Origin of the sequence: Psychrobacter sp. MF31 (assembly GCF_012847335.1) — a bacterium.
Lineage (GTDB): Bacteria > Pseudomonadota > Gammaproteobacteria > Pseudomonadales > Moraxellaceae > Psychrobacter.
Map to the genome: position 1 here is coordinate 341,275 of NZ_JABBDX010000001.1, position 14,537 is coordinate 355,811.

Sequence of the window (14,537 nt, forward strand, 5' to 3'; positions counted from 1 at the left end):
TTTGATAATCAGCTGTCGCTTACCGTGTATTTAAGCAGTTCGACCACTTGTTCTGGCGTTTGTGCCCAAGCCATGGCGGCAGCGTCCACTTCTTTTAGCGGGTGAATGATGTCTTCAGCGTGCAAGGTAATGTAAGGCTTACCAAGTGCGGCGCAATATCCGGCGTCAAAAGCAGCGTTCCACTGCTTGTATTTATCACCAAAGCGAATGATGGCAATGTCACATTTTTGAATAAGATTTTTGGTGCGGATGGCGTTCACTTTTGAGGATTTGTGATCGCGCCAAAATGAATTGTCATCTTTGCCCAACACGTCACCTGCCGCATCACTTGAATCATGATCGGTGACGGCTGACGTAAAAGTAATCGGTAAATTGTGCTCTTTTGCGCCTTGAATGATGCGCTCGCGCCAATCGGTGTGAATTTCGCCAGATAAATAAACGTTCCAAGTCATGATGAGCTCCTTGTTAATGATGATCGCTATCGATGGATAGCTTTTGATGAACTGAAAATAAGATTGATTGTAAACTATGAGATGGCGCTTAACTGCTTAAGGTGATTCTTTAAGTAGTTTTGCAATTAAGGCGCTGAGCAGCTGATACTCTTTTTGATCAAGCTGAAGCCGTGAGCTTAGTCTTGATAGCCGTGAGGGCAGGGCGCGTAAGTGATCAGGATCGGCAAGCTTGCGGGTGACCATAAGCTTGGTTATATTTTGGGTCAGTTGTTGCAATTGTGACTGAGAAATTGCCGGTTCATCCCAATGCTGGCGCTGCAAGGTTTGAATCGTAGGTGATGACTCATGTTGCGGGTTATCAGCCTTATTAGTAACATGGCTTTGCAAATAAGTAAAGACAAAGCTTGCGATGACTTGAATGGCAGAGGCGACGTTGAGCACCGGATAATCAGGATTGGCATCGATTTGAATATGATAATCGGCAGTAGCAAGCTCGTCATTGGTCAAGCCGCGATCCTCACGACCAAATAAAATGGCAATATTTGGTACGGTTTTACTCGGTTGAGTGTCTATAAAATTGGCAATTAAAGCTGCCGCTTGGCTTGGATTAACAACAGGTCGCGGCAAATGGCGGCTTCGGCTACTTGCCGCAAATACCAGTTGGCAATCTTGAATGGCGTCATCAAGCGTGGGGCAAATTTTAGCTTGCGTTAAAATATCAATCCCGCCTGCGGCATACGCTTCGCTGGTGTCATCGATCGGCAGTTTTGGGTCAACGACGATGAGCTTGGATAATCCCATCGTGTGCATGGCGCGCGCCGCTGAGCCGATATTGGCGGGCAAAGTAGTGTTGACCATGACGATTTGAATGGCAGCTAAATACTCATTTAAAGATAGTGCCATGATTATAATGATCCCAAGCGCTGATTGACGGCAGTTTCTGTTTGAATGAGAGCCTCTGAAAGCTTAGTGAGTAGCGCCGATTGATCACTGATGGTTTGATTGCGGCAAGCTTCTTGCAAATCAGAGGACAATCTCATTAACAGCTCGGCACCAAGATTGGCGCTGGCGCCTTTCATCGCGTGAGCGGTCTCAAACCCCAACGCATTATCATTGTCTTGCTGAGCTTGATTTAGCACTGACAAGCGCTGATGGCAGTCGGTCAAAAAGGTTTTAACCAAATCTGCAAAGTCGTCTTCTAATAAGTCGCGCATATCCTCAAACTGCTCATCATTGATGACAATGTTTGGGTCAAAATCCTGATGATTTAAGCGGTTTTCTAGGGTCATGAGGGAGGTTCCAAAATAATAGCGCCGCCTAATATCAGCGCCAATGTCCAGTAATTTACAGTAAGTCTAGTGATAATGAAATTGTAAATGCTCATCACAAATGAGGGTTTTGAGCGCCGTTAGATTATCATCATTAGGATAGACGCGCCAGTGCTCCGACAAGCTCACCACCGCTTTGGCATAATCTTCAATAATGCAAAGCTCAAGCAGCGTGCAATTGTCATTGATGATTTTAGGTTTGGTAGCAGTAGTATTGACGGTTGCAGGATGCTCAATCACATCGCCTGCATTTGCCATATCGTGTGGCATCGCGCTGCTGTCATAATTATTATAATAGTCATAAGCGTCATCGTTGCCGTAATCTTCGTTATCGCTATCAAGCGTTTGGCTTGGCGGCGGAATCAGATGCGGCTGAGCCGCTTTAAGCAAAGGCTTTAGTTGCAATAAGCGCTCAAGATCACTGCCTTTTAACGAAAAGCTGATTTTTTTGAGCCAACGAATTCGCGCCTCAGTCATGCTCAAAGCCTTGTCGAGTCGCGCAAAGAGCCTGCCGTCGCGCTCGCGGATACTGCCTTTGATAATGACGACTTCTTCGACTTTGAGCTGATCTTTGACGCGGTTAAAGCGCTCGGCGTAGCAGCTGACCTCGAGGCGTGACGTGCCATCATCAAGCATAATCACGTAGCGGTTGCCAAAGTTGGCAATGTCCATGATAAGCCCTGCAAAATAGCAGCCGCCATTATAACCGGTATCGGTGAGCGTCGCCAAGGTTGCGCCGCCAGTAAAATGCTTAAGCTCCGCGCGGTATTCGTCAATCGGATGCCCCGTTAAGTACAAGCCTAAGGTGCTTTTTTCAGCTTTTAGGCGAGTTTTGTCATTCCAAATCAGCTCAGGATCGGTTGGCAGCGGCGGCGCGGCAACGACACTGTCCATTTCGCCAAATAAATCCATGATGCCAAGCTCGTTGTTATTGCGGTCTTGCTCGGCTGCCTGAACCGCACTTGGCAATTGGCTCATAAGCGCGCCGCGAATACTAAAGGCAGCCTCATCGGATAATTCTGGGCGTAAAGTTTTGGCAAAATCATCAAAGCAGCCGGCGCGAACCAAGGCTTCTAGCGTGCGCTTATTGACCTTTTTCATATCAACGCGGCGGCAAAAATCAAACAAATCGTTAAAGGCGCCGCCGGATTTTCGCGCCTCAACGATGGATTCAACCGCGCCTTCGCCAACGCCTTTAATTGCGCCTAAGCCATAAATGATATTGTCTTTAGAATCGGCAACAAAATGCCACTGGCTGCGATTCACCGACGGATTAGCAACGGTCAAATTAAAGTTTTCACGGCAATCATTGATAAAAAATACCACGTTATCGGTATTGTTCATGTCAGACGTTAAGACCGCCGCCATAAATTCTGCCGGATAATAACGCTTTAAATACGCCGTTTGATAGGCTAACACGCCATAAGCTGCCGAATGCGATTTGTTAAAGCCGTAGCCGGCAAACTTTTCCATCAAATCAAACACGCCGCCGGACGTGACTTCATCGATACCTTGGTTAAGCGCGCCGCTCACAAAGATATCACGCTGTTTTGCCATTTCCTCCGGCTTTTTTTTACCCATCGCACGCCGAAGCATATCCGCGCCGCCCAAGCTATATCCCGCCATGACCTGCGAGATTTGCATCACCTGTTCTTGATAAACGATAACGCCGTTGGTGTTTTCTAAAATTGGCTCAAGGTTTGGGTGGTCGTAAATGACTTCCTCACGACCATGTTTTCGGTCGATGTACATCTCAACCATGCCAGCGTCCAGTGGTCCTGGGCGATACAGCGCACACATGGCGATGACGTCCTCGATATTGCTTGGCTGCAATTTGGCGAGGTACTTTTTCATCCCCATACTTTCTAACTGAAAGACGGCGGTGGTTTTGGCATCTTGCAAGAGCTTATAAGCGTTTTTATCATCAAGCGGCAAGTCCTCTAACACCAGCTCAGGCTTGTTTTCACTTTTTCGGCGCTCGTTGATGTTTTTGACCGCCGCATTAATGACGGTCAAATTTCGAAGTCCCAAAAAGTCAAATTTAACCAAGCCGACCGCTTCTACGTCGTCTTTGTCAAATTGGCTGACGCGGTGACCGTCTTCATCGCAATAAATGGCGCTAAAATCGGTGATTTTATTCGGCGCAATCAGCACGCCGCCGGCATGTTTGCCCACGTTTCGGCAAACGCCCTCAAGCTTAATTGCCATCTCCCAAATCTCAAGGGCGTCCTCATAATCCATGTTGCCCGGATTTTTAATTAAGTCTTTGAGCTGCGGCTCTTGCTCCAAGGCGTCATTAAGCGTAATCCCCGGTGTTTTGGGAATGAGCTTAGACATTTTATTGGCAAGACCGTAGGATTTGCCCTGAACGCGCGCCACATCGCGGACGACCGCTTTTGCCGCCATCGTTCCAAAGGTGATGATTTGTGATACCGCCTCGCGACCATACGTATTTGCTACGTAATCAATCACGCGGTCGCGACCATCAATACAAAAGTCAATATCAAAGTCGGGCATTGACACCCGCTCAGGGTTCAAAAAGCGCTCAAATAATAAGTCGTAATGCAAAGGGTCGAGGTCAGTGATATTGAGCGCATACGCCACCAGCGACCCAGCACCCGAGCCGCGACCGGGACCTACGGGGACGCCATTGGCTTTTGCCCAGCGGATAAAATCCATCACAATTAAAAAATAACCGGGGAATCCCATGGATAAAATAACATCAAGCTCATACTCAAGCCGCTCATCATAAGGCGCTCGAACGGCTTCCCAAGTCTCATCACGCGACTCCACGGGATACAGCTTTTGCAAGCGCTCATCTAAACCGCGCTTGGACTCACTGCGAAAAAACGACTCAATGGTTTCGCCCTCAGGAACGGGAAACTCCGGCAGCACATTAATCCCAAGCGTTAACACCACATTGCAGCGCGAGGCGAGGCGAACGGTATTGTCAATCACCTGTGGAATATCGGCAAACAGGGCGGTCATTTGCGATTGCGATTTTAAATATTGTTCTTCTGAGTACAATTTCGGGCGGTTCGGATCCGCCAAAACATACGAGCCAGCAATACAAACGCGGGCTTCATGAGCATCAAAGTCATCTTGAGTTAAAAATCGAACGTCATTATGAGCAACGATTGGGATTTGATGGCGAGCGCCAAAATGAATCGCTGCGTGAATAAAAGCATCTTCGCCGGCGCGATTGGTTCGCTTAATTGCCAAATATAGCCGGTCGCCAAAAGCCTTTTGCCAATCAACAATCAACTCATCCGCTTTTTCAGGTGTTGCGCCAACAAGCGCTTGACCGATTTCTGATTTTTCGGTGAATAGCGCAATGACGCCCTCGCTATGCTCAAGCACCTGATCGCGCGTGACAATGGGTGTCCCACGATTGTCCGGATTAGCGCGACCGTGGGTGAAGCCAAAGGACACAATCCGCGTTAAATTTTGATAGCCGGTATTGTCCATCGCAAGCAGCATCAATCGCGAGTCTTCATGATCAAGGATGATTTCACTGCCGATAATGGGCTTAATTCCTGCCCCAAGGCAGGCGCGATAAAACTTCACCGTCGCATAAAGGTTGGATAAATCAGTCAATGCCAACGCGCGCTGATTGTCCGCTGCCGCCGCCTTTACCAGCGCCTTAATACGGATGATGGAGTCGGTGATGGAGTATTCGCTGTGAATGCCTAAATGAACAAATGCCATAAATCGCTCTTTTGCTAACTTGCGCTCGTATTAATAATAACTCAATATTATCAAGAAGATAAAGCTTATAAAAAACAAAAATAAGGTAAATTTCACCTTATTTATTGATCAAAAACCTGACCGACTATCATAGCATTTTTTCAAAAAATCCGCCACGTTATCGCCAAGCTAAAACAAAGAGAATCAGCCAAAAGAAGCTCATCAAATGGCTGAAGGTAGAATACCCTTAAGGCAAGGTCAGCCCTTAAATTAGCATAATGTAAAGCTAGGCTAGAATAAGGCAAGAAGTGATTGAACCTTTGTCTTAATTTGCTTAAATAAAATCGGGTTTGATGCTATTATTCACGCAGGATAATTGATGAGTGTGGTAAAACGATGAGCAACATTACCAAGCTACCAGCTTTTGGAGAGTTGTTGAATGCAGCGATTCAAACTATAAAAAACTTAAGCAGTAAAAACACCATTGGACGAACGGTTTTTTTTCGTGAATTTGAAAAATTAAGTGGTGTGGAAGCTGAACATAAAAAAATCCATTTTTTAAGTCGCTATGATATCCGTCATGAGTGTCACCAAGGCTCGCCTTGTTATGATGAGATCATCAATTTGATTTTGCTGTGCTTGTCGGCATTGGGAATTGTCAAAGAAAATACCTTTAGCTTGGTTCCTAATCTCAATCAAAATTTTGCCAATTTTATTGCCTTTGATGAAAAAGTTACGCCCAAAAATTTGAGCAAACTAGACCCGTTTGGCAAAGTATTTTTTTGGCTTGCAGGCAGCAATTTTAGCCAATACCTCAACGATGGCGTGCTAAATCACGATTATATTGCCAATCTTAAACGCTTTGATGATAAGGCGTTTGTCGATTTAAAAAGAGCCAATTTGGCAGCTTATGGCAAAAATGGCGACCCGCTGATTAACTTTTTAATTGAAGAGGTTCAGCGGCGAACGTCACTATTTATGAACAATTATGCCGATGCTGCTGTGGGAAGCGAGTTTGTGAAAGTAACGCCGGACTTGATCATGGCGCAGTTAGAGAGTTTATCCCCACTTCAGTTTGAGTGGTTTTGTTTAAAGCTTGTTGAGCGTTCGCTTGAAATTGAAAGCCCTGAAAGCAACTTAACCTCGCGCCATACCGGTCGCAGCAATGACAATGGCATTGATGGCTTAATCATCCAAGACTTCCCAAACGGGGATGTTCATAATTACTATTTACAAGCCAAATTGTACAGCGCAGGAAATAATATCTCAAACGGTGATCTAAGAAACTTTATTGGCGCTTTTCCACCTGAAAAAACCCATCACCATGGTTTGTTTATTACCACCACAAGCTTTACGAAACCTGCCCAAGACTTTGCCAATGCCATTGAATCACACAGTTTGATTTTAATTGATCAGCTCAACTTAATTGATTTAATGATGCAGCATAAAGTGGGGCTAAAAGAGGTGAATGCTCAGCCAAAGCTATTATTAGACAATGAGTTTTTTAGCAAAATTAAGTTGTATTAAAAGTAATTATTTATTTAATTTTGTATCCTAACCTTACTTAGAAATTGCCAAATTGTAACTAAACATGATATAACTAAGTTCTGATTTGTAGCAAGCGATTGTTTAGCAATCAAAAGTTCTATTATTGGCAACGACTAAGGATGGTTATGAGACGATTGAATCGAAAGCGCAAGCCGCGCACCAGCAACCTTTTGACGTTGCCACCGTATGTTGTGATAAGCAAGCCTTTGTTTGGCAAGTTGAGCCTTGCAGCTAGCATAAGCGCTATGCTTTTATTAACAGCAGGTTGTCAATCAATGCCAACTGCAACCAATCAGCAAAGCCGACCAACTATTGATTTTAGCCGCGCTGATAGTGCTACCATGAGCGCGCAAAGCCGCGCGTTTCAAGAAGCCCTTCCTGCAAATACTGCGGAGTATCAAGCCCTTTTTGCGCAATCCGGCGCAGTTAATAGCGAGCAGCAAGCCAAGCTTCAGCTGCTTGCCGCCATGAGCCAGCATCTCACAAGTCCACATTGGTCAAGCTCTCAAGTGCGTTATCATGGCGCGCCATTTGTTGATAAGGGCAGCATAGATCAAGGCGCAGACAGTATATTTAAAACCTTGTTTGACGTGTATCTCTATCAAGCTCGCCAAAGCTTAAGCTCAGAGGATGGCGATACAACAGATGATGCTGAGCAAGTGGTTAATGAGATTGCAGAAGCGCCTGCGCAACTTGGCGAGACTGATGAAGCTGCTGCTGACTATCCTTTAGAAGATGACTATGGCGATGATTATGAAAGCGTTGGCGACAATGACGTGGACGATAACCACAATATCTTTGGGATGACCAATTTAAATCCTTTTCAGATTTTGCAGGATTATGCCGAAATGCGTAATCAAGAAACAGTAGAGGATAGCGCTAATAGCATGGGCGTCCTTCCTAATTTCTTAAGTTTACTACAGCGCACTCCTGAACAAATCGCTGCTAAAAATGAATATCAAAATCAATATTTAACAGTCAACACCCTCAGCCGCTTTGATCCTCAACAAAAACAAATCCAAAGCATTTTAAGCTACGATTATCTTGCGCCAACGCTCAGCTCATCGATTCAGCTGCCGATTGCGATGGATTTTGCTCACAATCGCTTGCGTGTTGATCCGGCAGCTATGATGCCGCTTGTGGCATTAACTCGTCCTGATGAGACCATGTTGCCAAATGATTTGGCAGGAAAAACGATCGATTTTCATTTAACTGATAAAATGCGCGCCAATGTTCCAACTGGCGTCATTTATGATGCGGTGATTCAGGCATTTTTAGCCAGTTTGGGTGAGATTGAGGCGTCAAGTTTTACCCCGATTGACATTAGTGAAGATGACTTTGCCAAAGACATTCGCGCCGCCCGAGCGATCAAAATTGACTTTGATGCCAAACAAAGCGGCGCAACCCTCGGGCGGATGTTTAAGCATTTAACCAAATCGCTCAACGATTATGTCAAAGCAAATCCTCAAAATACGGATGAAAACCTTGCTCTGCAAGAAATCTTAGCCAAAATTCAATTTTATAATCAAGGCTATCAAAGTGCGGACGTTGGCTCATTGTTTCAGTTAATCGAAGCCATCGCGCCGGTCGATTTTAACAACAGCAACTATTACTATTTGGATGCGAGCAATCGGCTGATTGGTAAGCAGCAGCGCGTTGATGTGGCAAGCGGCTTGATAGAAGCACGCAATCAAATCGTCAGTCAGTCACGCTATGAGTCAGATTTAAGCCGTCATCCGCTGGCAGCAAAATTATCACAAACCTTTAATGCCTCAAGCTCTGGTATTGACGGCAATGCTTGGCTAAGCACGATCCGTCAAAATGAATACCGCAGTCAGCAAGCGGCGCAAATTCGCCAAGATTACGGTCTTGATGAGGAAAGCTTGGAAGAGGACGTGCTGATAGATGGTTATTCAAGCAATATCGTCATTGACGATGTGTCTGATGCCCATAACTAACGGACTACTAACGAAAATGGAAGTCAAGCTTAGGCTTGATAAGGATAATATCATGAAGCATCACCCCAGTTTTCGCGTACCGTTATTGGCAGTATCATTGACAGGCAGCGTGTTGCTAAGCGGCTGTCAGTCGCTGCCATCAAGCAATACGGCAACCAAAGCCGCTGTATCAAATGTCAACCCCAAAGCAATGGTGGTGCAAGCCCTAAAGTCGCAGCGGAAGCAGTCATTTAGTTATCATAGCAATATCGAAATTGCTGCTCCTATAGCCAGCAATCGCCCGCTTGCGGTTGCCTCAAGCGCTGATACGCATTGCCAAACCGTTCATGATAATGCTTATGTTAACCTGATCAAGCAAGCAGAAGCTACGAAAACTGACCTTTATGATGAGCGCTTTGAGGCGCGGCGCAGTCAGATTAAAGCCAATTATGTGACCTGTTTTGAAGCTTATCAAGCTTGGCTTAGACAGCAGGACGGCGAGCTGCAAGCGGCGGACAAAAAATACGCGTCATTAATCAAAATGTTTGATAACTATCCGCTCAAGCAAAGCCAAAGCGATCTTAAAAAGCGCCAACTGCTTAATGAATATGGGTTAAAGCCGCTGTCAATCAATGCTCAAGGCAACTATCAGCCGCTAGCTGGCAAGATGACTTTGCTTGCCTCTGTTCAATATCACGCCAAAAACCATCAAAGCCAAGTCAATCAGCCCATTTACATCGATTTAAAATCGGGGCAATTGTACCTTTGGGCGGATCATGCCGCTTACATCACCTCGCAATTGTTTGATGATAAGCTTGGAACGGCTTGGAAAAATAAATGGCTAAGAATCGATTTAGCCGATGGCAGTTTGCCCAAAGGCTTTGGTAAAGCTTTGATTCAAAATCATTTTGCGGCGCTTGATACGATGTTTGATGTGATGCCGGCAACAGAGTTTAGTTATATTGCACCCAACGAGTTGAGCAAGTTGAATTTTACCTTACCAAGCCATCAATTGTCAGTGATGCAATCGGGCGCTGTTATCGTGCGTCAGCAGCAAAGTGTGAACACCCAAATCCAAAATTATCAAACGTATATTAATACCTTTTATGACAAAATGAGTCAGCAGTTTCCAGAATTGGTTAGTGATGACAGCGATGGCATGACGCAGCAGCCAAGCCTTTCGGAGGCATCATTCGATAGCAAAATGCTGGCGAAACTTATGCTAAGCGGTATAAAAGCGATGGCATCAAGTGAAAATATTATTGCAAAGTCTGGTGATATTGAGGAGCGTTTTTACGGCTTTGACAATCGTAAGCGCTTGGTTTGGCAACAAGCCCACAGCTTTGGCGGAACGCAAACGTCAACTGTCGGTGATCAAGCGGACAATTTAATGGCAATTGATGTGTTCAGCCAGTTTCTACCGCTTAGCCGCGAGACAAACTTTGTGAATTTACCAAAAGACAGCCAAGTGCCAACGGCAGCAAACAGCATTGATGTCAAAGAATATAGCAAAGAGCTGCTTTCGCGTTATAAAGAAGGCGGCGGGGCAACCTTTGGCAAGATCATTTTTGGGACGGTAAGCGGTCGATTAGCGATGTTTTCTGATACCGCGCCATCAGACAGCGACAGTTTAGAAGAAGCGCCTTTAGAATAACTATCAGGCAAACCAAAAAAGCGCTCAATGATGGGCGCTTTTTTTACGTTTACGTTTGCTAATTAATACTGCGGCGCTGGTTTTGGGGCAAATCGTGGGTGGTCTTTACCAGAATTTTTTGCGCGATTTTGGAAATGGTCAGCGCGTTTGTTTTGGCGATCAGCTTTCATAGCTGCCAGTTTTTGGCGCTGCTCTGGGGTTAAGACTTGGGCGATCTCGCGCTCTGATTGGACGCGATTGATAAAGCGCTGGCGGGTTTTTTCTGCCTCAAGGTTGGCTAAACGGTTGAGCTCAGCGTTATTAAGCGTTGGGCTGTTGGCAAGGCTTTGAACTTGGCTTTGCATAGCTTGACGCTCGTTTTTCATCGCCTCAAAGTTTTGATTGCGACCGTCATGGTTTTTTTGCATGATGGCTTTGATTTTGGCTTCTTGGTCAGCGGTTAAATTCAGCTCAGCAAACGGTTTTTTATTAGGATTGCCGCGACCTACGCGGTCGTGATGACGGGCTTCGCCTTTTTGAACAACGGGCGCTTTGGCGTTTGGCTTGGTATCGGTGGCAGCGTTAACGCTTGAGCACGCGGTGACGCCCATAGCGCTTGAAACAATAAGAGCGGTGCCAATCAATAAATTTTTCATTATTCAACCTTAACAATGGATTTTAGATTTATCGCGACTCGATAGCCCTTATTATAAAAAAAGTAAGGGTTACAATCTTTTATGAAAGATTAAGAAAGGTAAAGATGGCGGCGAAAGGCAGGAGATAATTTAAAAAAAAGTTATAATAAACCGAAATTTTTAAGAAAAATAATAAGGGGGCATCAGTGCCAAATATTTTATTGGGTGATGACGATGAGGAGCTGATCCAACTGCTGCAAGAATATTTGCAAAATCATGACATTAGCTGCGACTGCGCTTTTGACGGCGCGGCGGTCATTGACAAGTTGAATGCCAATAATTATGACTTGTTGGTTCTTGATATCATGATGCCAAAGCTTGATGGCTTAAGCGTGTTGCGGCGTTTGCCAAGCATCAGCCAAGTTCCGGTGATTATGTTGACGGCAAAAGGCGAGGAGATTGACCGCATCATTGGTCTTGAGCTTGGGGCGGATGACTATATCACCAAGCCTTGCAATCCGCGTGAGCTGCTGGCGCGAATTAACGCGGTAATTAAGCGAACGCAAGCGCTGCCGCCAACGCCGGATGCGCTTCCTGAGAGCCGATTGAGCTTAGATCAGGTGACCCGCTGCTGCCAAGTGGATGGCACGCCGCTGCAAGTTACAGGGACAGAATTTGATTTGTTATGGGCGCTATTGATGCAAAAAGGCGAGGTGGTCAGCAAAGCTTGGCTGTCCGAGCATGTGCTTCAGCGCGAGCTTCAACCGTTTGATCGTAGCCTTGATGTTCATGTGTCACGCCTTCGCAAAAAAATGCAGCCTTTTCATGATGAACCGATTAAAGCCATTCGCGGTAAAGGCTATCAGTTGGTAATCTAAATGTCAGAACGATTTTCAATACAAAAATGGCTGATTAGTCCAAAGCTAAGTTTATTTTGGCGGCTGTTTTTAAGCTTGCTTTTAATAATTTTGTTGACCTCTATGCTGTCGGTGGCGGCAGAGCGCAAGCTCAATCAGCGCGCCCTTGCGGCAAAAATGGAAGAGCAAATTGATAAATTGGTCATTAAGCGCGAGGTATTAACCCAAGCTTTACTTGCGCAAAATGATGAGGAGCTTCGGCGGCTTTATCGCGATGATCGGCGTTTAATGAGTCAAATTCGCGTTTTTGATGACCAAGGTGAGATGCTGTTTCCGCGTTATCGCTTTCGTGAAGGCAGGCAAGAGGGGCGCTTAGAGCGTTTGGAGGGCAGACCGCCGCGCAGCGATGAGCGATCGCCTGAGCTGCGACCGCCGCCCATAGAGGATCATGCCTTTATGGAAAAGCCGTTTCAGCTTTCCGATATTTGGCAACCGCTACCGCCTTACAATGCCATCTCCAACATGGATCGCCGCCCTGAGCTTGCAGACAAAACGATCACCCTTCCGAACGGTCAAATACGCATCATTCAGCTGCGACCGCATTTATTATTTAAAGATGTGCTTGAGCTTCAGCGCGGCAATATGCCAATTCGACTGGTGATGGTGGTGTTTTTTGGCGGTTTGGTTTGCTTTTGGCTCAGCCAAACCATGACTCGCCGAATTCGCCGCGTTCAAAATAGTGTCCATCGCTTATTGGTCGGTGATTATGCAACCAATCCAAGCCTTGAAAAGCTGGGCGATGATGAATTGGGTCAGCTTGCAAAGGATGTCGCGCAATTGAGCACGCGGCTTAGTGAAAGCGAGCGCGCCCGCAAGCAGATGCTTAGCGACATCTCGCATGAGCTGCGATCGCCGCTTGCCCGACTTGAAGTTGCCACCGAGTTGACCCGCGACTTTGCACCAAATGCGGGGCGCTATTTGGATAGGATTGATAAAGAATCGGCGCGGATGAATGAGCTGATTGAGCAGATTATCCGTATTCAATCGCTACAAATGCAGCAATATAGCCTTGATGATAGCGAGCGCGAACCGGTTGATTTGGCGCAAATTATCAGCGATATCGGTCAAGACGTTTGCTTTGAGTTTCAGCATAAACAAATCGCTTGGCAGTGGCAACCGCCACCTTTTGAGTGCATCGTGATGGGCAACTTTGATCAACTGCGCAGCGCCCTTGAAAATATCATCCGTAATGCCTTTATGCACACGCCGCAAGCGCTGACAATCGCGGTTGATTTAACTAAAGTCACCCATGACAAAGGTCGATTGCAGTGGCAAATGACCGTGACTGACTCAGGATCGGGCATTGATGAGGCAGATTTGGCGCGGATTTTTCAGCCGTTTGTGCGTCTTGATTCAGCAAGGCATCGGCAAACTGGGGGTTATGGTTTAGGGCTTGCCATCACTCATGCCGTGGTGGTCGCGCATGGCGGTCACGTTCGCGTTTACAATCGGCAAGATGGTCAATCTGGACTTGTGGTTGAGGTGATGCTGCCAGCAAGTTAAAAATAATGATTGTTGATTTTTATTCTAAGATAGGATGACAACTTACGACCAAAGGATTATGAGTCCTTTAATAACGCAAAACGGCTTAGCGGTTATTAATATAAAATAAGCGTAACTCATAGCCGCAAGTTATGCTTGTCATTCGTAACTTTTGCCATTGTGATGCGCAAATAAACGTCTTATAATTTGCCATCTTGCTCATCTCGACCAAAGTTATGATAAGCCAACTGTTTCCAACCGCTCGCCGTGCGATTTTGCGACCTAAGATGATGTATTTTGGGATGCTGCTGGCGTGTTTTGCTTGGCTATTGCAGTTATCACCGCTGCTTGCGCCGTTATGGCTGAGCGACTTATCTGTAGGTCATGGCATTTGTATTGAGCTTGCCCCCGTAATTGCCGCGCAAGAGTATTCTAAACATCATCACCAAAGTCAACACCATCAAGATAAAGACCCTCATTTAAAAACCACAAATTTGGTTGCAAAAGCGCCATCTACAAGCGATTTATTACCGCAACATGCTCACCATATCGGCAATATGTCGAAAATATCACCAAAAGAGCCGAATTTAGCCATCCAAACGCAGTCTTCGGATACTAAAAAATCACCCACTCACAACCACGATTGCAGCATTTGCTTGGCAATGATGGCGTTTAGTTTGCCTACAAGCGGCGTTGATTTGATTGTGCTGTTGGTGTTAACATTTGCAATTTTAACCGCCGTTCTTTATCGCTCACTTTGCCTACGCCTGATTGTCTTTTTACGACCGCCAAGCCGAGCTTCCCCAACTCTGAACTATTGCCATAATTTTTAATCTTAGGGTTTTGCAATCGACTTTTTTGGTGAATCGCCAAAAAGGCAGTCGGTTGTCTATAAAAATTAGTAAATAGTGAAGGTTA

General features: G+C 45.7%; 11 protein-coding genes. 6 read left to right on the forward strand and 5 right to left on the reverse strand.

What is annotated here, in order from left to right; genetic code table 11:
- Window positions 1-8: 8 nt before the first annotated feature.
- From HF322_RS01500 to dnaE, 4 genes are all read right to left on the reverse strand, one after another.
- Window positions 9-452: a YtoQ family protein gene (locus HF322_RS01500; RefSeq protein ID WP_169391620.1), complete on the reverse strand. Its 444-nt coding sequence runs from the start codon at window positions 450-452 to the stop codon at window positions 9-11.
- Window positions 453-548: 96 nt separating this feature from the next.
- The gene (locus HF322_RS01505) at window positions 549-1,355 is read right to left on the reverse strand and encodes an RNA methyltransferase (RefSeq protein WP_169391621.1); all 807 of its coding nucleotides are present in this window, start codon (window positions 1,353-1,355) and stop codon (window positions 549-551) included.
- A 2-nt stretch (window positions 1,356-1,357) separates the two neighbouring features.
- Window positions 1,358-1,741: an Hpt domain-containing protein gene (locus HF322_RS01510; RefSeq protein WP_169391622.1), complete on the reverse strand. Its 384-nt coding sequence runs from the start codon at window positions 1,739-1,741 to the stop codon at window positions 1,358-1,360.
- A gap of 66 nt (window positions 1,742-1,807) precedes the next feature.
- Entirely contained in the window at window positions 1,808-5,488 is a 3,681-nt protein-coding gene (dnaE, locus tag HF322_RS01515; protein WP_169391623.1) for a DNA polymerase III subunit alpha, read from the reverse strand.
- Window positions 5,489-5,863: 375 nt separating this feature from the next.
- Between dnaE and HF322_RS01520 the strand changes: the two genes are divergently transcribed.
- The 3 genes from HF322_RS01520 to HF322_RS01530 all read left to right on the forward strand — a co-directional run bounded on the left by HF322_RS01520 (window position 5,864) and on the right by HF322_RS01530 (window position 10,606).
- Window positions 5,864-6,994 carry a restriction endonuclease gene (locus tag HF322_RS01520; RefSeq protein ID WP_169391624.1) on the forward strand — a complete coding sequence of 377 codons (1,131 nt, stop codon included), beginning with the start codon at window positions 5,864-5,866 and terminating at the stop codon, window positions 6,992-6,994.
- A gap of 296 nt (window positions 6,995-7,290) precedes the next feature.
- Window positions 7,291-8,973, forward strand: coding sequence for a hypothetical protein (locus HF322_RS01525; RefSeq protein WP_169391625.1), 1,683 nt, complete (start codon window positions 7,291-7,293; stop codon window positions 8,971-8,973).
- A gap of 52 nt (window positions 8,974-9,025) precedes the next feature.
- On the forward strand, window positions 9,026-10,606 hold the full coding sequence (locus tag HF322_RS01530) for a hypothetical protein (protein ID WP_169391626.1): 1,581 nt from the start codon (window positions 9,026-9,028) through the stop codon (window positions 10,604-10,606).
- Window positions 10,607-10,668: 62 nt separating this feature from the next.
- Here the strand turns inward: HF322_RS01530 and HF322_RS01535 are convergent, their stop codons facing one another.
- On the reverse strand, window positions 10,669-11,241 hold the full coding sequence (locus HF322_RS01535; protein ID WP_169391627.1) for a Spy/CpxP family protein refolding chaperone: 573 nt from the start codon (window positions 11,239-11,241) through the stop codon (window positions 10,669-10,671).
- Between the two features lie 185 nt (window positions 11,242-11,426).
- Here HF322_RS01535 and HF322_RS01540 point away from each other — a divergent pair, with 185 nt between their 5' ends.
- From HF322_RS01540 to HF322_RS01550, 3 genes are all read left to right on the forward strand, one after another.
- Window positions 11,427-12,098, forward strand: coding sequence for a response regulator transcription factor (locus HF322_RS01540; RefSeq protein ID WP_169391628.1), 672 nt, complete (start codon window positions 11,427-11,429; stop codon window positions 12,096-12,098).
- Entirely contained in the window at window positions 12,099-13,640 is a 1,542-nt protein-coding gene (locus HF322_RS01545; RefSeq protein ID WP_169391629.1) for a cell wall metabolism sensor histidine kinase WalK, read from the forward strand.
- Window positions 13,641-13,855: 215 nt separating this feature from the next.
- On the forward strand, window positions 13,856-14,452 hold the full coding sequence (locus HF322_RS01550) for a hypothetical protein (protein ID WP_169391630.1): 597 nt from the start codon (window positions 13,856-13,858) through the stop codon (window positions 14,450-14,452).
- Window positions 14,453-14,537 lie beyond the last annotated feature (85 nt).